The organism is Marinilactibacillus piezotolerans, from assembly GCF_900114235.1.
In the GTDB taxonomy this organism is placed as follows: domain Bacteria; phylum Bacillota; class Bacilli; order Lactobacillales; family Carnobacteriaceae_A; genus Marinilactibacillus; species Marinilactibacillus piezotolerans.
On sequence record NZ_FOSJ01000001.1, the window covers coordinates 19132 to 41124 of the forward strand.

Annotated in this window: 16 protein-coding genes and 1 riboswitch; of the genes, 10 read left to right on the forward strand and 6 right to left on the reverse strand. The window is 34.9% G+C overall.

What is annotated here, in order from left to right; genetic code table 11:
- Positions 1 to 186: 186 nt before the first annotated feature.
- A complete protein-coding gene (locus BM212_RS00120; protein WP_091895144.1) occupies positions 187 to 510 on the forward strand; it encodes an AbrB/MazE/SpoVT family DNA-binding domain-containing protein in 324 nt (107 codons plus the stop codon).
- A complete protein-coding gene (locus BM212_RS00125) occupies positions 510 to 917 on the forward strand; it encodes a type II toxin-antitoxin system death-on-curing family toxin (protein WP_072694893.1) in 408 nt (135 codons plus the stop codon). Before BM212_RS00120 ends, BM212_RS00125 begins: the two co-directional genes overlap by 1 nt.
- 933 nt (positions 918 to 1850) lie before the next feature.
- Here BM212_RS00125 and BM212_RS00130 read toward each other — a convergent pair.
- Entirely contained in the window at positions 1851 to 2708 is an 858-nt protein-coding gene (locus BM212_RS00130; RefSeq protein WP_091895150.1) for an aldo/keto reductase, read from the reverse strand.
- Between the two features lie 213 nt (positions 2709 to 2921).
- Positions 2922 to 3132, forward strand: a riboswitch (Lysine riboswitch).
- A 105-nt stretch (positions 3133 to 3237) separates the two neighbouring features.
- On the opposite strand from BM212_RS00130, the gene BM212_RS00135 reads away from it, so the two are divergent.
- From BM212_RS00135 to BM212_RS00165, 7 genes are all read left to right on the forward strand, one after another.
- Entirely contained in the window at positions 3238 to 4440 is a 1203-nt protein-coding gene (locus BM212_RS00135) for an aspartate kinase (RefSeq protein ID WP_091895153.1), read from the forward strand.
- Between the two features lie 36 nt (positions 4441 to 4476).
- The gene (locus BM212_RS00140; RefSeq protein WP_091895164.1) at positions 4477 to 5466 is read left to right on the forward strand and encodes an aspartate-semialdehyde dehydrogenase; all 990 of its coding nucleotides are present in this window, start codon (positions 4477 to 4479) and stop codon (positions 5464 to 5466) included.
- Positions 5467 to 6351: a 4-hydroxy-tetrahydrodipicolinate synthase gene (dapA, locus tag BM212_RS00145; protein WP_091895165.1), complete on the forward strand. Its 885-nt coding sequence runs from the start codon at positions 5467 to 5469 to the stop codon at positions 6349 to 6351.
- Positions 6352 to 7086 (forward strand): 4-hydroxy-tetrahydrodipicolinate reductase, encoded by a 735-nt coding sequence (gene dapB, locus BM212_RS00150; protein WP_091895167.1) that lies wholly within the window; start codon positions 6352 to 6354, stop codon positions 7084 to 7086.
- A 4-nt stretch (positions 7087 to 7090) separates the two neighbouring features.
- Positions 7091 to 7804 carry a 2,3,4,5-tetrahydropyridine-2,6-dicarboxylate N-acetyltransferase gene (gene dapD / locus BM212_RS00155; protein WP_072694887.1) on the forward strand — a complete coding sequence of 238 codons (714 nt, stop codon included), beginning with the start codon at positions 7091 to 7093 and terminating at the stop codon, positions 7802 to 7804.
- A 99-nt stretch (positions 7805 to 7903) separates the two neighbouring features.
- Complete coding sequence (locus BM212_RS00160; RefSeq protein ID WP_072694886.1) at positions 7904 to 9052, forward strand: M20 metallopeptidase family protein; 1149 nt, start codon at positions 7904 to 7906, stop codon at positions 9050 to 9052.
- A gap of 1 nt (position 9053) precedes the next feature.
- Positions 9054 to 10112, forward strand: coding sequence for an alanine racemase (locus BM212_RS00165; protein WP_091895176.1), 1059 nt, complete (start codon positions 9054 to 9056; stop codon positions 10110 to 10112).
- Positions 10113 to 10298: 186 nt separating this feature from the next.
- On the opposite strand, the gene BM212_RS00170 is transcribed toward BM212_RS00165, so the two are convergent.
- From BM212_RS00170 to pflB, 3 genes are all read right to left on the reverse strand, one after another.
- Positions 10299 to 11228: a manganese-dependent inorganic pyrophosphatase gene (locus tag BM212_RS00170; RefSeq protein ID WP_087060197.1), complete on the reverse strand. Its 930-nt coding sequence runs from the start codon at positions 11226 to 11228 to the stop codon at positions 10299 to 10301.
- A 113-nt stretch (positions 11229 to 11341) separates the two neighbouring features.
- The gene (gene pflA / locus BM212_RS00175; protein ID WP_072694883.1) at positions 11342 to 12085 is read right to left on the reverse strand and encodes a pyruvate formate-lyase-activating protein; all 744 of its coding nucleotides are present in this window, start codon (positions 12083 to 12085) and stop codon (positions 11342 to 11344) included.
- A gap of 47 nt (positions 12086 to 12132) precedes the next feature.
- Positions 12133 to 14391: a formate C-acetyltransferase gene (gene pflB / locus BM212_RS00180; protein ID WP_091895177.1), complete on the reverse strand. Its 2259-nt coding sequence runs from the start codon at positions 14389 to 14391 to the stop codon at positions 12133 to 12135.
- Positions 14392 to 14708: 317 nt separating this feature from the next.
- On the opposite strand from pflB, the gene adhE reads away from it, so the two are divergent.
- A complete protein-coding gene (gene adhE, locus BM212_RS00185; protein WP_091895178.1) occupies positions 14709 to 17324 on the forward strand; it encodes a bifunctional acetaldehyde-CoA/alcohol dehydrogenase in 2616 nt (871 codons plus the stop codon).
- Between the two features lie 76 nt (positions 17325 to 17400).
- On the opposite strand, the gene parC is transcribed toward adhE, so the two are convergent.
- Both parC and parE read right to left on the reverse strand, forming a co-directional pair.
- Complete coding sequence (gene parC / locus BM212_RS00190; RefSeq protein WP_091895179.1) at positions 17401 to 19866, reverse strand: DNA topoisomerase IV subunit A; 2466 nt, start codon at positions 19864 to 19866, stop codon at positions 17401 to 17403.
- Positions 19867 to 19885: 19 nt separating this feature from the next.
- The gene (gene parE / locus BM212_RS00195; RefSeq protein ID WP_072694879.1) at positions 19886 to 21859 is read right to left on the reverse strand and encodes a DNA topoisomerase IV subunit B; all 1974 of its coding nucleotides are present in this window, start codon (positions 21857 to 21859) and stop codon (positions 19886 to 19888) included.
- Between the last annotated feature and the right edge of the window lie 134 nt (positions 21860 to 21993).

The following is a 21993-nucleotide window of genomic DNA, read 5'->3' on the forward strand; positions in this document are numbered from 1 at the left end:
ATAAAAAAAGCGGCGGTTCTAATATGTGGAGTGATCACGTTCCTTCATCTTTCCCCAGAAAGGTGTGTGTTTTTTTGTCTAATTATATCATTTTTTAGCATATCTTAAATTTTTATTTACTCTTTGATGTGTACAAGTTTTACTGTATAATGTAGTTACATAACTACAAACAAGGAGTGGCTTAAAATGGCACATGTGAATATTAAACAAGGACAACAAGTAAGAGGGGGTTCATCAAAACTCCGTCTTGGAAGAAATGTAGGAAAAGCAGTAGCGAAAGTAGAAGAAAGAAAGTTACGGAAAGTCGGTAACAGCGTAGGTGTAACGATTCCTGTTGGCATCTTAAATGATATGGGCTTAAAAGAAGGCGATACGATTTCTTTTGAAACGAATAATGATGGTATTGTTTTAAAAAGAAAAGATCCGATAGTGACTGATGAATTTATGAGCCTTATTCAAAAAGTTGCTGACGAGAATGATGCTGCTCTAAAAGCTTTGGTTGAACGTTAATGAATTTTTTAACGGAGAATAACTTAATTACAATCAATGCATACCTTATCCAACGTTATTCGCCTGGAGAAGACGTTGGTGTGAAAGTGCCTGAAGCATTGGATATGACTGTAAACTCAGTTCACACATCTCTTTTTGGTGAAGAAATGTATCCAACATTATTTGATAAATCGGCGGTTTTATTCATTAATTTGATTAAGAAGCATTGCTTTTATAATGCCAATAAGCGCACAGCTTATCATGCTTTAGCTACTTTCTTACAAATGAATAATTACGAAATATTACTAGAAACAGATGACGCAGTAGAATTTTGTGTAATGGTGGCTACTTGGGATGATGAGTTTGATATATTAAAGAAAAAGGTTCGTAATACAATAAAAGATAATTCTAAAGCCTTAGACGTTTAGAAGAAAGCATGACAGACTCGTTGTGTTTTTTTCTTTTACCTTAAAAATCAATTGATAGTCTTTTATTTTTAAATTAGTTTACATAATATATATTATACAAAGTAGATTGTATGAAATAAACTCTCTTCCCAACCAGTATAATTTTAAATTCAAATGAATTTCAATTGAGATTAAACCTAATTATTTATTAGTTAGTATCTTGCCGACCGTAAATCGATTCCTCTAGTTCTTTTCTCATTAACGAGATTTTTTGAATCTAAATATCTTGCACCTGTTTTTTCATAAAACCTTTTTGCAGAATTTTCAGCTAATTTTTTCTAATAATTATCTACTGATTTTTTTACTCGGATGACTTTTACTAGACATATCATATGTAACTCACAAACATATTCTGTATAGATTTCCTTCAACCTATTTTCTCAACCTGAAATGAATCCTATGATTTGATATTGATCGTTAACTACTATAAAACTAATTGGGACTCTGTTCCGTAAAATATTCTTTGAAATTTTTCATATAAATCGTACCGCATACTATTTAGGGAATTTCAGAAATTATATTTTTTATATGTGTTCTCCAACTATCTAATTTTACCTTAGCAACTTCTGAAACAGCTCCTATAATTAATAATCGCTAAATGATTGATGCGTCCTTAGCATTGCGCTTACGAAAAAAACAATAGTAAATAACCATCTACTAACTTTGACAAGTAGTAAGTAGATGGTTATTTACTATTTAAAAAAAGTAACCGTCTTTTTAACGGCTCTAATGCTAAGAGAACTATTACAGCAGGACAGTTACTTTTACAATATAATTTCCGAGTTATAGGAGGAGTCTCTTCTCCCTCAACTCCCATAGTCAACATCTTCTATACAATATATTTCCACTGACAGTCTTTATAGTAATATGATTCTTACGTTATAAGAATAGGTATTATTGAACACGCAGTGGAATTCTTTTTTCTGGTGCCGGAAAAGCTTCATCAAGTAAGGCTAATTCTTCTTCTGATAACTGAATATCAAAAACATCTACGTTTTGACTGACATGATCTGCTGAGCCAGCTTTAGGGATAGCAATCGTATTATCTTGTTGCATAACAAAGGCTAATAATAATTGGATAATTGAAATTCTATGAGTATCCGCAATTTGTTTAACAGTGGGACTATGATAGACTTTATCTTTTAATTCTGGCTCTTGACCAATAATCGGACAATAAGCCATAATTGGGATATTATTCTCTCTAAGATAATCCCTCAATACAACTTCAATACCTCTTGAAGCCATATGATACAATACTTGGTTCGTTTGACAGTTTTCACCATTTCTTAAAGATAAAAGGTTCTGCATATCTTCAAGGTCAAAGTTAGAAACACCCCAGTTTCTGATTTTTCCTTGTCTCTTCAGATCTTCGAAACAGTCTACCGTTTCCTGAAGTGGCACACTACCTGGCCAATGTAAAAGGTACATATCCAAATACTCTACCCCTAGCCTCTTTAGAGTTCCATCACAAGCATCAAAGATATTCTGTTCTCCGGCGTTATGAGGATATACTTTAGAAATTAAAAATAAATTCTCTCTATTATATGGTTTAATTGCTTCACCAACTAGCTGTTCAGATTTTCCCTCTCCATACATCTCTGCTGTGTCAATTAAAGTAAGTCCTTTTTCAATTCCAGTTCGTATCGCATCCACTTCCTGGTTATGTTGACTTTGATCTTCGCCTAGTCTCCAAGTTCCCTGTCCAAGATTCAATACGCTTTGTCCACTCGGAAAATGTATTGCCTGCTTCATACTCATCTCTCCTTCTTATCATTAATAATTCTATTGTATCAATAAACATATACAAATCGAAAAATTTGCTTTTACACTTTAAAATGAATAAATATTGGATTCTATGTTAATAGAATTCAGTTTGAAATGTATATTTCACTTTTTTAGCGAATAATTGTTTACTTTCATTTATATTTTTGATATGGTTATAAGCAAATAACAAACTACAACTTAATGACTGGATGAGGCGCAAAGATCATTAGTACTTAATCATACGTAGAACCTGTAAGTTCGTGATAAGGAAAGGGAAATTTGCCGAAATGGTTTATCTATTGCAGAGGATAAACTGTTGGGCTGTATATGAATAATAGACAGACTGCCGTTTTATAAGTAGATGACCTAATAACTGAATAGGTAATCTACTTTACGGAGTGCTTCCGCTTGTATATATAGATTCTTCAGGACAAGTCGGTAACCTCGGCTTGTCCTCTTTTTTTAATTTTGAGGCAAAACATTACAGGCAATCTCATTACATTTAGAAAGGATAAATATGAAAAGAAGTGTATTGAAATTCGGCGGATCTAGTGTTGCAGACTTATCAAAAATCAAAGATATTGCAAATTATTTGAAAGAACGAACTGAAAATGATGAACAATTAGTCGTCGTAGTATCTGCTATGGGAAAGACAACAGATGAATTATTGGAAAACGTAAAACATATTACTTCTACTCCAAACGATCAAGATTTAGCCATGCTGCTGACTACTGGTGAACAGCAGACTATTTCTTACCTATCCTTGATCTTGAATGATATAGGTATAAAATCCAAGCCTTTAACTGGATATCAAGCAGGAATCGAAACCATTGGTCACCATCTGAAAAGTAAAATTTCTTCTATTAAGACAGATTTATTTAATCAGCTATTCTTAACAAATAAAGTAATTATTGTTGCAGGGTTTCAGGGATTCAATAAAGAAGGAGAATTAACGACTCTTGGCAGAGGCGGATCCGATACAACTGCTGTAGCACTTGCAGCGGCCTTAGGTTCTACTTGTGAAATCTATACAGATGTAACGGGCGTATACAGTACAGACCCGAGAATCTTTCCTGCCGCAAAGCGCTGGGACATGATCTCATATGAAGAAATGATGGAAATGTCCGCTTTAGGAGCTGGTGTACTAGAAACTCGGAGCGTTGAATTAGCTAACAATAACGGAATTCATCTATACCTTGGAAAAACATTATCAACTGAGAAAGGAACATGGATCGTGCCTAATGACCAAATGCTTGAAAGAAAAGCTGTTACTGGTGTAGCTTTAGATAAAGATATGTCTCATGTTACTCTGACAGACTCGTCAAACGGAGAAGCTCTTCTTAACGATATCTTTAAAAAACTTGAACAAGAAGAAATCAATATTGATATGATTTCTCAGATCAGAAATATCACTGGAATGCAGCTTTCTTTTACTGCAAAAGATTCTGACGAGAGACAATTGATCACTATATTTAACCTTCTCAAAGAAACATATCCTGACCTTACGGTAAGTATTGTCGAGGATTACGCAAAAATATCTGTTATTGGCGCTGGAATGAGAGATATGTCCGGCGTTGCCTCCCGTATATTTAGAACATTGATTGAATCAGAAATTCCTTATTATCAAGTTACAACCTCCGAAATAAGTGTTTCTTGTGTGATTGATGAAATAAATGGAGAAAAAGCTACTAGACTTCTATGTCAAAAGTTTGATTTATAAAAGTATTTTAAATTTTAATTCAGAAAGGAACTATTTATGTATTCTATCGCAGTTGTTGGAGCAACCGGGCTAGTAGGCAGTACAATGCTGGAGTTGCTGGAAAAAAGAAACATCCCCATAAAAAAACTGACACTTTTCTCATCAGCCAGATCAGCTGGAAAAGAAATTGTTTTTAAAGGGCAAACTTACATTGTAGAAGAATTAACAGAATCTAAAACCCAGGGTCCTTATGACTATGTGCTAATGTCAGCTGGTGGAGAAACTAGTTTACGATTCTCTCCTCTATTTGAACAACATGGATCAGTTGTTATCGATAACTCCAGCGCTTGGAGAATGGACCCTGAAATTTCACTGGTAGTACCGGAAGTGAATCCCCCTTCCCTCTCACGAAAAATTATAGCTAATCCAAACTGCTCCACTATCCAATCGGTTGGTCCCTTAAATATTTTAGCAGACGCTTTTGGCTTAAAGCGAGTAGCCTATACAACCTATCAATCAGTTTCGGGATCGGGCTGGAAAGGTATAGAAGATCTTAAGCGCGGTGAGCGTGGTGAGGAACCTGTCAATTATCCTCATCCAATCTATAATAATGTTCTACCACATATAGATGTCTTTCAAGAAGACGGATATACTAAAGAGGAAGTCAAAATGATCGAAGAAACTAGAAAAATCCTTCAGCTTCCTTCTCTACCCGTCACAGCAACTTGTGTGCGAGTACCCGTTACCAGTGCTCATTCAGTAGCCATAAACGTTACCTTAGAAAAAGAAACAACTTCAGAAGAAATCAAAGCGTTATTCAATAAGAATCCTAATGTTATACTTGAAGATGATCCAAAACAAAATATTTACCCTATGCCAGTTAATGCAGGTGGAAAAGAAGGTATTTTTGTAGGGCGGATCAGAAAAGATGATAGCTTTCCTAATACTTTCCATGTCTGGACAGTCAGTGACAATATTTTAAAAGGCGCTGCCTTGAATGCCGTTCAAATCCTTGAACAATTGATCAACGGAAAGGAGCAATACTAAATGAATCATCTATTTACCGGTATCGGAGCTGCAGTGACTACTCCCTTTTCCGAAGGAGAAGTTGACTACACAAGCTTCCGTGAACACTTAGAATTTCTGAAGGAAAATCATATTCAAAGTTTTATTGTCAATGGAACAACTGGAGAAGGCTCTACGCTGACTTCAGAAGAGAAAACTGAACTGCTCAAAGTATCACTTGAGGTTTCTGATGGACAAATTCCTGTAATAGCAGGAACTGGCTCAAACAATACTAAAACGAGTATTCAGGCTTCTAAAGAAGCTGAAGAACTTGGTGTAGATGGTTTACTAGTCATTACGCCTTATTATAATAAAACCAGTCAGCGAGGCTTACTCGCGCATTTCACTGCCATTGCAGATGCAGTCAATATTCCTGTGATTTTATATGATGTACCTGCGCGTACTGGTATGACGATTGATCCAGAAACATTGCGCGTGTTATCAGAACATCCAAATATAGTTGGGTTAAAAGATGCCACTGGTGATTTGACTAACTTAAGTCGTCTTCAGTCTGTTGTCAATGATTCGTTTGCTTTTTATGGCGGTAATGACGATCTTGCTCTTCCCTTTTTCTCTCAAGGTGGTCATGGATTAATTTCCGTAGCTGCAAATGTATTACCTAAAGAATACCAGGAGATGTTTGAATCTGTAAAAAAAGACCTGGATAGAGCAAATTTGCTTTATAAAGATCTTTTTCCTTTACTGGAAGCATTAAGTATCGATGTCAATCCTATTCCAGTTAAAGTATTAACTAGCTTTTTAGGATTCGGGGATTACGAAGTGAGACTTCCCTTAGTTACTCTAGAAGAAGTTAATCAAATTTCAATAATTGAAACTTACCGTCATTTAATAGAAAGAAGGAATTAGATGGACATTTTATTAGTCGGATTTGGAGCAATGAATAAACGTGTGGCAGCTATCGCTGAAGAAAATGGTCATAAGATTTCTGGAGTAATTACTCCAGAAAAAACAATTGATGCACCTTATCCAATATTTTCAAATTTTGACAACGCCTTACCTGCAGTAGATGTTGTAATCGATTTTTCACATCCTACACTAACGACTCAGCTTTTAAACTCTACTATCTCTGCACCGTTAGTGATTGCGACAACTGGAGACAAAGATACATTGGTTAATCTTATGCAGAAAAAAGCAAAAACGCAACCTGTTTTCTTTAGCGCCAATATGAGTTATGGAGTGCATATTTTAACGGAAATCATTAAATATGCTACCCCTCTTTTACAAGATTTTGATATTGAAATGATTGAAAAACATCATAATCAAAAAGTGGATGCTCCAAGTGGAACCTTAGTAAAATTATATGATGCAATTGTCCAAAATTCCAGGCAAGATGCTCAGCCAGTTTATGATCGTCATGAAAAATCTGAGAAACGAGATAGTAGAGAAATTGGAATATCATCTATTCGCGGAGGAACCATTGTAGGTGAACATGAAGTGCTATATACCGGACATGATGAAGTCATCTCTATCAAGCATACTGCCCAATCAAAAGATATTTTTGCAAGTGGTGCACTGACCGTTGCGGCTCAATTGCTCAATAAACCAAACGGATACTATACTTACAACAACTTAGGAGAATGAAAACATGAGAGAATTTTCAGCAGAAGAAATCATTCAATATATTAGCGATTCAACTAAAACAACACCTGTTAAAATCTATGTTAATACGGATTTAAAGAAAACTGATTTCCCTGATACTTTTAAAGTATTTGGGAGCAATAATAGTTATACCCTATTTACTGATTTAAATGACTGGAAAAAATTCTTTGTCGATCATAAAGAATCATTGATAGATCATGTATTGGAACAAGACCGCAGAAATTCTGCAATTCCTTTATTAGATGCTACTGAAATCAATGCCAGAATTGAGCCCGGTTCTTTTATTAGAGAACATGCAGTGATTGGAGACAATGCTGTCATAATGATGGGGGCTGTCATCAATATCGGAGCAATCGTTGGAGAAGGAACTATGGTTGACATGGGAGCTGTCTTGGGTGGTCGAGCAACTACCGGAAAAAATGTTCATGTTGGGGCTGGAGCTGTTTTATCAGGTGTAATTGAACCTGCTAGTGCAAAACCTGTCATTATTGAAGATGATGTTCTTATTGGCGCCAATGCAGTTGTTCTTGAAGGAGTAACAGTTCACAAAGGCGCAGTGGTTGCTGCAGGTGCTATTGTAACAGAAGATGTTCCAGCAAATACTGTAGTAGCTGGAGTTCCCGCTCGAGTAATCAAAAATACTAGTGAAGTAGCAGCTGGAAAAGTAGATATTATTTCTGCCCTTCGTAATTTAAATTAATCCATTCAGCTAAAGTGAATTTCATTTTTAATTTCACTTTAGCTTTATTCTTATAAACATCTACTCAATTTATTATACAAATCAAGGAGTCGAAAAACTATGAAAGACTATGTAAAAACTGTATCAGCCCACCGTCAAGCATTACATCTGATTCCTGAATTATCTTTTCATGAATATAAAACAACAGCTTATATAAGAAATACTTTAAAACAATTAAATATCGATTATTTAACACCTCTTGAAACAGCAACTATTGTATATCTAAAAGGAAATTCTGGTAAAACAATCGGTTTCCGCGCGGATATTGATGCCCTCCCAATTGAAGAGGAAACTTCATCTCCTTTTACCTCTACTCATTCCGGAGCAATGCATGCTTGTGGCCATGATGGTCATACCTCTATTCTACTCACTTTCGCTGAATTATGTAAAACACAACAGGACCAAGGGTTACTTAAACATAATGTTCTATTAATCTTTCAGCCATCTGAAGAATCGAATGCTGGAGCAAACGCTCTTATCAAAGCCTTTCCTTTTTCCGATTATAATTTAGAAGCCATTTTTGCTCTCCATTTAGGTCCAGATACAGATGAAGGTGTCATCTTGACAAAAGAAGGTCCATTAATGGCAAGTGCTACTGAATATCGAATCAATATTAAAGGAAGATCAGCTCATGTTGCTGAAAAAGAAACAGGAGCAAATGCTTTAGGATCATTGTCACATATTGCTAATCAAATTGCTCAGATTCAACAGTACCACCTAAATGGATTAAATCAGAATGTTATTCATATTGGTAAAATGACTGCCGGAGAAGCCATTAATACAGTAGCTAGTACCGGATATTTAGAAGGAACGATTAGAACCTATGATCCAAAAGATCTTGAAATCATTAAACAAAAAATTGATGCCGTCGTTAAAAGTAGTGATTTGATTTTTAAAACATCTACTACTCTAACTGTAGCTGAAGGATATCCTCCAGTCATTAATACCAGTTCTTTACTTGAACTAGTTGAAAAAAGTGTAGAGTCGGCAGGTTTAAGATTTAAAGTCAAAGAACATCCTTATCTATATGGAGAAGATTTTTCTTTTTATGACACAGTAGCTAAGACTAATTTTGCTTTTTTAGGTATTCGAAATGAAGAATTAGGATATACCAGCGGACTCCATACCTCTACTTTTAACTTTGACGAAAAAGTACTGATTAATGGCGTAACTTACTTTCAAGAAATACTAAATAATTTAGGAGAATAAGATGACTGCTATACTAAAGCTGAATCAACAAAGACTCTATGAACAAGCCAAAGCCTTACAAAGTCAAAATGATGTTATTGTAGTTGTGAAAAATGATGCCTATAATTTCGGAATGGAACGTGCGTTTACTGCATTTTTTCAAGCCGGAATCAAAAGTTATGCAACAACGAATCTATCTGAAGCTATCTGGTTACGTAAACAAGATAAGGAAATTATGATATTATTGTTAGATCCTTCTACTGAATTTAATCTGTTGAAAAATTATAATATTACATTAACTGTCCCCAACTTGACTTTCTATAATAAATACAAAGCACAACTAAAAGGAATAAAAGTACAGCTAGTCTATAAAAACTTGCTGAACCGTTTCGGATTTGATCATTCAGAAGAGATGCTTCAAGTATTTAAAGAAAATTACGTCGATATAACGGGTGTCTGGACACATTTTGCCTTTGCAGATGATCTTACAGAACCTAAATATGAAATTGAAAAGAATAGCTGGTTAACTGTATTGAATCAACTAAAAGACTATATTAAAAATCTGGAGTATGTTCATGCTCAAAACAGTGCTTCTTATACGAGAGAAGGACTGCTGGAAGGACATACTCATATAAGACCTGGCGCTACAGCGTACGGTGCACTTCCCTATTTTGATAAAATTCCTACATCACTACCAGCTCAGACAATTGAAGTAAGTGCTAGTGTAAAAGACATCGTTCGGCTCAAAAAAGGTCAAAGCGCTGGATACTCTGCTGCATTTGTTGCCGAAAAAGATACTTCTATAGCTATATGCGATATTGGTTATGGAAATGGTATAATGAAAAATCGTGCAAAACATGACGTTCTGATCAATGGAAAGCTCTATCCTATTGTTGTGTTAATGATGAGTCATTTAATGGTTGAAGTAGATGAACAGGTTAACATAGAAGATACTGTTATTCTTTATAATGATCAATTACGATTAGATGAATTTGCCTATAAAGGTGTAGGAGCCATTTCTGAACAAATGGCTAGTTTGAATCGTCATACCTTTAACTTGATAGAAATCCCCATAAATTAAAATTTCAAAGTATACAAATTTCACTTAGAGAATGTTTGTATACTTTTTAATTTCAATTTAACATTGTGATTTATATTACAAATAATGAATTTTTCAAAATTATTTGTGCACATATAATGAAATAATTACTATTATAATAGTAAAAAAGCAAAACTCATTTATTTGAGCTTTGCTTTTTTGATTATATTAATTTTCAAATTTAACAGTTAATTGGGGAACAACCTGTTTCTTGCGAGAGACAATTCCTTTTAAAAATATAACATTATCTTTTATAGAACTATTCAATGCCTCACTAACTTCTTTAAAATGATCTCCATATACAATAGCTGTAGAGTCATTTTCCAGAACATTCGTAATCAACAAAATAAATAAGTCATATCCTTGAATTCCACTTTGTACTTTCATTGCTTCTAATAATTCTTCTTTCCTTATTATAATTTCATTTACATCTACTACATTCACTTGCCCAATACGAACAGTTTTTTTGTTCATTGGAAAAGATTTTGCATCAGCATTGAGAAGATCTTCTGCAGATTTATCGCTAGTTTTCGTACCTGATTTTAAAAGTTCTATACCGTAATTTTCTAGGTCTACTCCTGCAATTTCAGCTAGTTCTTTTGCAGAAGCTATATCGATATCTGTGCAAGTTGGAGATTTCAATAATAGAGTATCTGAAATAATTGCAGATAGCATAATTCCAGCTATGTCCTTTGGAACAGTGACACCATGTTCTTTATATAATTTCAAGATGATAGTATTTGTACAACCAACAGGTTCAGCTCGATAATAAAGAGGATTAGCAGTCTGAAAATTCGCGATTCTATGGTGATCTACAACAGAAAGTACTTCAACTTTTTCGATATCTTCAACACTTTGTTGTGATTCATTATGATCAACTAGCATAACCTGCTTCACTTCATTTGAAACTGTAGTTACCACTCTAGGTTTATTAACGTTAAAGTAATTTAACGCAAAAGTTGTTTCTTCACCGATTTCTCCAAGTGCTACTGCCTCTGTATCTAAGCCTAACTGATTTTGTAGATAACTAAAACTAATAGCTGATGTTACTGCATCGGTATCTGGACTTTTATGTCCAAAAACTAGTATTTTATCCATTTAAAAATCTCCTTTTAATCATTTATGTCTATTATTAGAATATATGAATTTTTAAATAAATTCAATCATATAAAAAGAAGCAAAAGTTAGACTTCTGCTTCTTTCTTTAAAGACTAGTATTTATATGTCTGTAATATACGGTTTGCATTGGCAACCCGTTCAGCAGTTGGTGGATCGATATGCTCTAATTTATAGGGAATTCCCAACTCTTTGTATTTATAAACGCCTAATCGATGGTAAGGTAACACTTCAACTTTTACAACACTTTCTAGTTGCTCAATGAATTCATGTAGTTGTTCGAGATATTCATCATAATCAGAACGCTCTGGTACTAATACATGCCTTAGCCACATCGGTACGCCACGAGTTGATAAATACTGAGCCATAGCCAATATACTCTCATTAGAATGCATCGTATATTTTTTGTGTTCCTCATTATTAATATGCTTCACATCCATCAACACAAGATCAGTATAGTTCATTAATTCTTCAAATCGCCCAAAGAATGGCTGATCATATGTGAATGGTTGTCCACAAGTATCAAGAGATACATGGATACCTTCTTGTTTTGCTAATTTAAAAAATTCTATTAGAAAATCAATATGGAGCAGGGGTTCACCACCACTAACGGTAATGCCTCCCTCTTCTCCCCAGTATTCTCTATAATCAAGTGCTTTTTTCATCATTTCTTCTGCTGTATACGGAGTTCCTCCACCCATATTCCAAGTATCAGGATTATGACAGAACTCGCATCGCATACGACATCCTTGCATAAAGATCACAAATCGAATACCCGGACCGTCTACTGATCCAAAGCTTTCCGTAGAATGAACGTACCCTATCGCTGGTTCTGTCATAATAATTCCTCCAATAATAATTGTTCTGCTTTTGTTATTGCTTTTCCTTACATACTTTCGTGGAATGTTCTACCTAAGACATCCATTTGTTGTTCTTTTGTTAATTTTACAAAGTTAACGGCATATCCAGATACTCGAATGGTTAATTGAGGATACTCTTCTGGATGTTCCATTGCATCTTCAAGTGTTTTGCGATTTAAAACATTCACATTAAGGTGATGTCCGTTCTTCTTAACATATCCATCAAGCATAGTTGCAAGATTTTTTCTTTGAGTTGTGTCTTCTTTTCCTAGTGCTTTAGGAACGATAGAAAAGGTGTTTGAAATTCCATCTAAAGATTCTTTATAAGGTAGTTTGGCTACTGAATTCAAACTAGCCAACGCCCCATGCGTATCTCTTCCGTGAAGTGGGTTAGCACCTGGAGCAAATGGCGCACCTTCTCTTCTTCCATCTGGTGTATTTCCTGTTTTCTTACCATATACAACGTTTGAAGTAATAGTAAGGATTGAAGTAGTATGTTTAGCATCTCGATAAGTTGGATGTTTTTTAACTTTAGTCATAAATGTTTTTAATAAATTAATCGCTATTTCATCTACTCTGTCATCGTTATTACCATATTTTGGATAATCTCCATCAATTTCATAGTCAGTTACTAATCCATTTTCATCTCTAATTGTTTTTACTTGTGCATACTTGATTGCTGAAAGTGAATCTACTGCCACTGAGAAGCCAGCAATACCTGTAGCCATTGTTCTTGCTACTTCAGTATCATGTAGAGCCATTTCAATTCTTTCATAGCTATATTTATCATGCATATAGTGAATGATGTTTAATGTATTGATATACATACCTGCTAACCATTCAAGCATATCATCATATTTCTCTAAAACTACATCGTAATCAAGGACTTCAGATGTAATTGGTTGGTATTTTGGTCCAACTTGAGTTTTAGTACGTTCGTCCACCCCGCCGTTGATAGCGTATAAAAGGGCTTTAGCAAGATTAGCGCGAGCTCCAAAGAACTGCATTTGTTTACCAATCGGCATAGCAGACACACAACATGCTATTCCGTAGTCATCGCCCCATTCTTCTCGCATGATATCATCATTTTCGTATTGGACAGCACTACTTTCAATAGATACTTTAGCACAGTACTCTTTGAAAGAAGCTGGTAATTTTGTAGACCATAAGACTGTCAAGTTTGGTTCTGGAGCAGGTCCTAAGTTTGTTAATGTGTGTAGGAAACGGTAACTGTTTTTCGTTACCATATGGCGTCCATCTATACCGACACCACCAATAGATTCAGTAACCCATGTGGGATCTCCTGAGAATAATTCATTATATTCCGGTGTACGAGCAAATTTCACAAGTCTTAATTTCATAACGAAATGGTCGACTAGTTCTTGTATTTCTTGTTCAGTCATAGTACCATCTTTTAAATCTCTTTCAATATAGATATCTAAAAATGTTGAAGTTCTTCCTAAAGACATAGCAGCTCCATTTTGTTCTTTGATTGCTGCTAGATAACCTAGATACAACCATTGGAATGCTTCTTTAGCATTTTTAGCTGGTCTAGAAAGATCAAATCCATAAATATTTCCTAATTCTTTCAGTTCTACCAATGCTCTGATCTGATCACTTAATTCTTCACGTTGACGAATGATTTTTTCACTCATCATGCCATTACCACAATTTAATTTATCTGTTTCTTTATCAGCAATTAGGCGGTCAACACCATACAGAGCTACTCTTCTGTAGTCACCAATTATACGTCCACGACCATAGGCATCAGGAAGACCGGTAATAACACCCGTACGTCTAGCATTTCTAATTTCTGGAGTATATGCATCAAAAACACCTTGATTATGTGTTTTTCTCCAATCTCTAAATACATGTGATAACATTGGATCTACTTCAAATCCATAAGATTCAGCAGCCTGTTCCATCATTCGGATACCGCCAAAAGGTTGCAGTGAACGTTTGAAAGGTTTTTCTGTCTGGAATCCGACGATTTGTTCTTTTTCTTTAGTTAAATATCCAGGTCCATGAGAAGTGATAGTAGAAACGACTTCAGTATCCATATCCAGCATTCCGCCGGCATCAAATTCTTTTTTGTTGAGATCCATTACTTGATCCCACAATTCGTTAGTACGTTCAGTAGCATCTTCTAAGAAAGAGTCATCTCCATCATAGGGAGTATAGTTTTTTTGAATAAAATCTCTAACATTAATTGAGGTTTTCCAGTCTGACCCATTAAAACCCTTCCATAACTCTTCTAACAAGTTAGTTTTATGTTGTTTTTCCATATTATTTACTCCTTTATAAATTATATTATCTTCACGTTCAGTATATCACAATTATGCATATGTAACAAGTGAAAATTTGAACTATAAGACTCTATTAAACAAAACGAACATATAAAAAACTACTAATTGTGAATTGTGTCACAAAATTGTCACAAATATTTTTTTGGTAACCGTTTACACTATGTTATAGTCAATTTGTGATATATATATGTTTTATTTATACTTCTTTTAATCCTAGGAACTGAGGTATGATGAAACATTTTATTTTTAGCACTACATGCTCATAACTTCACAATAATTAATCGGAGGGATTTATAATGGTTCAATTAGCATCAGTCAAAAAAACAGAAGAAGTTAAAGTTGAAAACTCAATCGAAAATATGATTGATAATTTAGTCAACAATGCACAAATTGCTTTAAAAGAATTAGGTTCATTAGATCAAAAACAAATAGACGAAATTGTTAAACAAATGGCTTTAGGCGGATTAGATCAGCATATGCCATTAGCTAAAATGGCTGTTGAAGAAACAAAACGTGGAGTATATGAAGACAAAATTATCAAAAATCTTTTTGCTACCGAATATATCTATCATAGTATCAAGAGTGATCGTACAATTGGAGTAATTGCGGAAAACAAACATGAAGGAACTGTCTCAATAGCAGAACCTATTGGGGTTATCGCAGGCGTTACTCCTGTTACCAACCCAACTTCAACAACCATGTTCAAATCAATGATTTCAATTAAAACAGGAAATCCAATTATCTTTGCTTTCCACCCTTCTGCTCAAAAATCTAGTGTGGCAGCAGCTAAAACAGTTTACGACGCAGCAGTAAAAGCTGGCGCTCCAAAAAATTGTATCCAATGGATTGAAGCACCTTCTGTGGAAGCAACTCAAGCTTTAATGAAACACAGCGGAGTAGCAACCATTTTAGCAACCGGAGGTCCAGGCATGGTAAAATCAGCATATAGTTCAGGTAAACCAGCTCTTGGTGTAGGTGCAGGGAACGTTCCTTGCTATATTGAAAAAACTGCAAATGTTAAACGTTCAGTTAATGACTTGATTTTATCTAAGACTTTTGACAATGGGATGATCTGCGCATCAGAACAAGCCGTCATAATTGATAAAGAAATTTATACTGAAGTAAAAGACTTACTAACTAAATATGATTGTCACTTCTTATCTACAGCTGAAAGAGAAAAAGTTGAAAACTTTATGGTTTCTCCTGAAGGCAATTTAAATGCTGATATTGTTGGTAAGCCAGCTTACGAAATTGCTAAACTTGCAGGTGTTTCCGTTCCAAAAGAAACGAAAATTTTGATCGCTGAACTTGAAGGCGTAGGTAAAGATTATCCACTTTCAAGAGAAAAACTAAGTCCAGTTCTTGCAGCCTATAAAGTTAATAGTAGCGAAGAAGGAATCAAGCGTGCTGAAGAAATGCTTGCTTATGGCGGACTAGGACATTCTGCTGTCATCCACTCAACAGATGAAACTGTAATTGATGCATTTGATCGTCGCATGAAAGCTGGACGTTTAATTGTGAATGCACCTTCTTCACAAGGGGCAATTGGGGACATTTATAATGCTTACCTCCCTTCATTAACACTGGGCTGCGGTTCTTATGGTGGAAACTCAGTATCTTCAAACGTAGGAACAATGCATTTGATTAACGTAAAAACTCGTGCAAATCGTAAAAATAATATGCAATGGTTTAAATTACCACCTAAAATTTACTTTGAAAAAAATTCAGTTCAATATTTAGCAAAAATGCCTGATATTAAAAAAGCTTTCATTGTTACAGATCCTATGATGGTTAAATTAGGTTATGTAGATAAAGTTCTTTATTATCTAAGAAACCGTCCTGATTACGTTCACTGCGAAGTATTTTCAGATGTAGAACCAGACCCTTCTAAAGAAACTGTTCTTAGAGGTGCAAAAGCAATGAATGACTTCCAGCCAGACGTTATTATTGCTTTAGGTGGTGGTTCTCCAATGGATGCTGCCAAAGGTATGTGGTTATTCCATGAACATCCTGATGTAGATTTTAACGGTCTAAAACAAAAATTCATGGACATCAGAAAACGTGTTTATAAATACCCAACTCTCGGACAAAAAGCTAAATTTGTAGCGATCCCTACTACATCAGGTACTGGATCAGAAGTAACCTCATTCGCAGTTATTACTGATAATGAAAATAACATCAAATATCCATTAGCAGATTATGAATTGACTCCAGACGTAGCGATTATTGATCCTCAATTTGTAATGAGTGTACCAAAAACTGTTACCGCTGATACGGGAATGGATGTTTTGACTCATGCAATCGAAGCCTATGTCTCCAACATGGCAAATGATTATACTGATGGCCTTGCTATTAAAGCAATTCAACTAATATTCGAGTTTCTTCCTAAAGCTTACCGTAATGGTGACGATGAACTAGCAAGAGAAAAAGTGCATAATGCCTCTACTATGGCGGGTATGGCCTTTGCAAATGCATTCTTAGGAATTAATCATAGTTTAGCTCACAAGCTAGGTGCTCAATTCCATATAGCTCACGGTAGAGCTAATGCTATATTATTACCACATGTTATTCGCTACAATGCTAAAAAACCGACAAAATTTGTTTCATTCCCTAAATATGAACACTTTATTGCTGATTTACGTTATGCTGATATTGCAAGAACTTTGGGTCTTCCTGCCAGCACAACTGAAGAAGGCGTTCAAAGTTTAGTAAACGCTATTTACAAACTTGCTAAAGAATTGAATATTCCAATGAGTATCAGAGAAAATGGTGTTGATAAAAATACTTTCGAAGCAGAAGTTGATGCATTAGCTGAAAGAGCTTTTGAAGATCAATGTACAACTGCAAATCCTAAATTGCCATTAGTTACAGAACTTGCTGAAGTTTACAGACAAGCTTTCATCGGAAAATAAATAAATTAAGAATTAAATAATGAAAAAGGATGCCCGCCTTAATTAAAAAGCGGACATCCTTTTTTTATTCAACTTTTCAATGCTCAGATTCATTGATCACGACTTGATCGTAACGAAAATCTACTGGTATTCCGTCAGTAGTTTCATCCAATAAGAAAGAACCATTATTGTAACGGTCACTTACCTTATAGTCTTTGGGAATAACTGTAAATTCTTTTTGTTTATCCGTAATTATCGTAATATTTTCTTTGTTATTTTTTGCATCGATCAATAAGTTTATTCTATGTGGATTTTTTTTCAATTGTTTGAGTACATGTAAACCTCGTTTTGCTCTAGAAATTGTATCAAACTCAATTAAGTTCATTTTTTTGACTGAGCCTCGCTGTGTAACGAGTAGCGCATTATATTGTTTTTGATCCTGTTCAAATACTATACCAGAAACAACATAATCATCTTCTTTTAGATCCATTGATTTTACACCAACAGCATTCGCTCCGACAACTGAAACTTCATCTAATGGATATTTTAAGCCAAATCCTTTATTGCTGACTAAGAAAACATCTCTAACATTTTCGTTCTCAAGGAAGTATACCGCAACCAGTCGATCATCATCAGTCTTCAACTTTATTCCATTTGCAGCTCTTGAACGATAAGTTCTTTTAGGTTCGTACTCAGTCGCCAATGTTTGTTTGATAAATCCCTGTTTAGTTATTAAAACAAATCGGTTTTTCGAACTAAACTCATTCATTTTAAATACAGCTAAAACTTTTTCATCTTGTCTTAAAGCAATTGATTGAGAAATATGATGTCCCAGATCTTTCCATCTTATATCTGGAAGTTCATGAACCGGGCGATTAATTACATTTCCTTTAGTAGTGAATATAACAATCTGCTGCAATGTAGTCATCTCTTCTGAGAAAACAGGGTAATCACCTTCACGCAGACCAATCTCTTCAGGTTTTGAGGCACCGTAAGAGCGTAAGCTCGTACGTTTCAGATAACCTTCTTTTGTTACAGAAACAACTACATCCTCTTCAGCAATCAAAACTTCCGTATCAACTGTAAGTTCTTCGATTTTATCTTGAACAATAGTCAGACGATCTGTAGCGTAAGCTTTTCTAGTTTCTTTCAACTCTTTTTTCATCACATTATTAAGTTTTGTCGAACTATCAAGTATCTCTTGATATTGTTTAATTCGCTCTTGCAGTTCAGCTTCTTCTTTTTGTAATTGTGTAATATCAGTATTTGTTAATCGATAAAGCTGTAAACTAACAATGGCTTCTGCTTGTGCTTCGGTAAATTCATATTTTGTAATTAAATTATTTTTAGCATCAGATTTATTTTGACTGTTTCTGATTACTCTAATTACATCATCTAATATTGAAATTGCCTTAATCAGACCTGCAACGATATGTTCTCTTTTATGGTCTTTTCGCAATAAAAATTCTGTACGTTTCAAGATTACTTGCTTTTTATGACCAATATAAGCCTGAATAATTTGCTTCAATCCAACTTGTTGTGGTCTTTTATCATCAATTGCTACCATATTTAAATTATAAGACACTTGTAAATCTGTATTCTTCAGGAAATAAGTAAGTATTCCCTCCGCATTTGTCTCTTTCTTCAATTCTATAACAATTCGTAAACCTGTGCGGTCAGACTCATCTCTGACTTCTGCGATTCCTTCAATTTTACGGTTGATTCGTATTTCATCCATTTTTCTTACGAGATTGGCTTTATTTACTTCATATGGAATTTCTGTTATAACAATTTGCTGCTTTCCACCGCGTAATTCTTCAATTTCTGTCTTAGAACGTACGACGATTTTTCCTTTTCCTGTTTCGTATGCAGCTGTCAGACCTGCTACTCCTTGTATAATCCCACCGGTTGGAAAATCAGGTCCTTTAACAAACTGCATCAATTCTTTAGTTGTTGCTTTAGGATGAGAGATCAAATGAATTGATGCATCAATAACTTCTCCAATGTTATGGGGAGGAATATCTGTAGCATAACCAGCAGATATACCAGTTGCTCCATTAACTAATAAGTTAGGGTAACGAGCTGGCAAAACAGTAGGTTCATGTGTTGTGTCATCAAAATTCAATACAAATTCAACAGTTTCTTTATCAATATCTGCAAGTAGCTCTGCTGCTATTTTTGAAAGACGAGCTTCAGTATAACGCATAGCTGCTGGAGGGTCTCCATCCATACTACCGTTGTTACCATGCATGTCGATCAATGGTTCTCTCATTTTCCAAGACTGACTTAAACGAACCATAGCATCATAAACACTGCTATCTCCATGAGGATGAAAGTTACCAATTACGTTACCGACTGTTTTGGCAGATTTTCTAAAACCTTTATCTTGAGTATTTCCTTCTGAAAACATTGCATATAAAATACGTCGCTGTACAGGTTTAAGTCCATCTCTAATATCCGGCAACGCTCTTTCCTGGATGATATATTTACTATATCGTCCAAATCGATCACCCATTACTTCTTCTAATGTCAATTCTTGGACTTCTATTCTTTTTTCTGACATTCAGTTGTTCAAACCTTTCCTACTTTTGAGAAGTTTCGTTCTCTTCCAGCATTGTATTAGTTTCAAGGATACTACCATCTTCTTCTAGAGAAAATTCTACATTTTCCTCAATCCATTTTCTACGAGGATCTACTTTATTTCCCATTAAGACAGAAACTCTTCTTTCTGCTTGCGCCAAGTCATCTAAAGTAACTCGTATAAGTGTTCTAGTAGCAGGATCCATAGTTGTTTCCCAAAGCTGATCTGCGTTCATTTCACCTAAACCTTTATATCGTTGGATAAGATAAGTTTTTCCGAAATCTTTTAAAGTCCCATTTAGCTCTTCATCTGTCCATGCATAAGCAGTTTTTTCATTTTTTCCTTTACCTTGAGTAACTTTATATAAAGGAGGCAGCGCTAAATAGATTTTCCCATTTTCAATTAATGGTTTCATATAACGGTAGAAAAAAGTCAATAATAGAACTTGAATATGGGCACCATCGGTATCCGCATCTGTCATGATAATAATTTTATCATAATTGCAATCCTTAATATCAAATTCCGGACCTACTCCAGCTCCAATTGTATAAATCATTGTGCTGATTTCTTCATTTTTTAGTATATCTTGCATATTTGCTTTCTCAGTATTGATTACTTTCCCTCTCAGGGGCAGTATAGCTTGAAATTTACGGTCTCTGCCTTGTTTCGCTGACCCCCCAGCAGAATCACCCTCGACTAAGTAAAGTTCATTTTTAGCCGCGTTTCGACCTTGAGCAGGTGTCAGCTTACCAGACAGTAGTGTTTCTCGTTTTCGTTTTTTACCGTTTCTGGATTCTTCTTTTGCTTTTCGTGCAGCTTCCCTTGCTTCTCTAGCTTTAATAGCTTTGCGAACAATTTGCTGGCTCATTTCACCATTCTCAGATAGATAAAAGTTTAATTGTTCTGAAACTACATTATCACAAGCGGCTCTTGCTTCAGTTGTTCCTAGTTTGCTTTTTGTCTGACCTTCAAACTGTAATAAGTTTTCTGGAATACGAACCGATATAATGATCGCAATTCCTTCTCTTACATCTGTTCCTTCTAGATTTTTGTCTTTCTCTTTTAAAAGTCCTGTTCTTCTAGCATATTCATTGAATGTTTTCGTGATAGCTGCTTTTGTTCCGATTTCATGTGTTCCACCATCTCTGGTCCGAACATTATTGACGAAACTCAAAACACTTTCAGAATAGCCATCATTATACTGAAAAGCACATTCTACTTCTATGTTATTATTTTCTCCTTCAAAATAGGCAATTGGAGTTAAAGTATCTTTTTCTTCATTGATGTAATGAACAAATTCTTTGATACCTTCTTCATACATAAATTCTTCTTGTATATCATCTCTCTCGTCAGATAGTGTTATCTTTAGGCCTTTTAACAAAAAGGCTGATTCTCGCAGTCTTTCGGATAATAGAGAGTATGAATAATCTACAGTAGAGAAAATCTTCGTATCGGGCTTAAATTGGATAGTTGTCCCATCTTTTCGTTTAGAGACTTTCTTACTTTCTAATTTTCCAACTGGTCTTCCGCCATTTTCAAAGCGTTGTTTATAGAGTACATTATCTCTTACTACTTCTACTGTTAACCATTCCGACAATGCATTAACAACTGAAGCACCTACTCCATGTAAACCACCAGAAGTTTTATATCCACCTTCTTGACCGAATTTACCTCCAGCGTGAAGAACGGTAAATATCACTTGGATGGTTGGAATTCCTGAAGCATGCATTCCTACAGGCATTCCTCTACCATCATCGGTAACTGATATACTATTATCTTTATTTATTTTGACATTGATTTCTGATCCGAATCCAGCTAGTACTTCATCTACTGAATTATCAACAATTTCATAGACTAAATGATGCAGACCTCTTGAATCCGTTGATCCAATATACATTCCTGGTCTTTTTCTAACTGCATCTAACCCTTCTAATACCTGGATCGATGTATCATCATATTGAGGTTTTTTTGCCAATTCCAGCCACTCCTTATACTTTATTCTTCAAATATAATTTGAAGAAGCCAAACTTTATATTCATGTTAGAATCTTATTGAATTTGCTCATTGAATTTAAGCAAGCATAGTTATCTTACCATAAAGTAACTATTT

Bases quoted from the DNA above. Each gene is read 5' to 3' on its own strand.
- BM212_RS00120 (WP_091895144.1), top strand. From the start codon at position 187: ATGGCACATGTGAATATTAAACAAGGACAACAAGTAAGAGGGGGTTCA.
- BM212_RS00125 (WP_072694893.1), top strand. From the start codon at position 510: ATGAATTTTTTAACGGAGAATAACTTAATTACAATCAATGCATACCTT.
- BM212_RS00130 (WP_091895150.1), bottom strand. From the start codon at position 2,708: ATGAAGCAGGCAATACATTTTCCGAGTGGACAAAGCGTATTGAATCTT.
- BM212_RS00135 (WP_091895153.1), top strand. From the start codon at position 3,238: ATGAAAAGAAGTGTATTGAAATTCGGCGGATCTAGTGTTGCAGACTTA.
- BM212_RS00140 (WP_091895164.1), top strand. From the start codon at position 4,477: ATGTATTCTATCGCAGTTGTTGGAGCAACCGGGCTAGTAGGCAGTACA.
- dapA (WP_091895165.1), top strand. From the start codon at position 5,467: ATGAATCATCTATTTACCGGTATCGGAGCTGCAGTGACTACTCCCTTT.
- dapB (WP_091895167.1), top strand. From the start codon at position 6,352: ATGGACATTTTATTAGTCGGATTTGGAGCAATGAATAAACGTGTGGCA.
- dapD (WP_072694887.1), top strand. From the start codon at position 7,091: ATGAGAGAATTTTCAGCAGAAGAAATCATTCAATATATTAGCGATTCA.
- BM212_RS00160 (WP_072694886.1), top strand. From the start codon at position 7,904: ATGAAAGACTATGTAAAAACTGTATCAGCCCACCGTCAAGCATTACAT.
- BM212_RS00165 (WP_091895176.1), top strand. From the start codon at position 9,054: ATGACTGCTATACTAAAGCTGAATCAACAAAGACTCTATGAACAAGCC.
- BM212_RS00170 (WP_087060197.1), bottom strand. From the start codon at position 11,228: ATGGATAAAATACTAGTTTTTGGACATAAAAGTCCAGATACCGATGCA.
- pflA (WP_072694883.1), bottom strand. From the start codon at position 12,085: ATGACAGAACCAGCGATAGGGTACGTTCATTCTACGGAAAGCTTTGGA.
- pflB (WP_091895177.1), bottom strand. From the start codon at position 14,391: ATGGAAAAACAACATAAAACTAACTTGTTAGAAGAGTTATGGAAGGGT.
- adhE (WP_091895178.1), top strand. From the start codon at position 14,709: ATGGTTCAATTAGCATCAGTCAAAAAAACAGAAGAAGTTAAAGTTGAA.
- parC (WP_091895179.1), bottom strand. From the start codon at position 19,866: ATGTCAGAAAAAAGAATAGAAGTCCAAGAATTGACATTAGAAGAAGTA.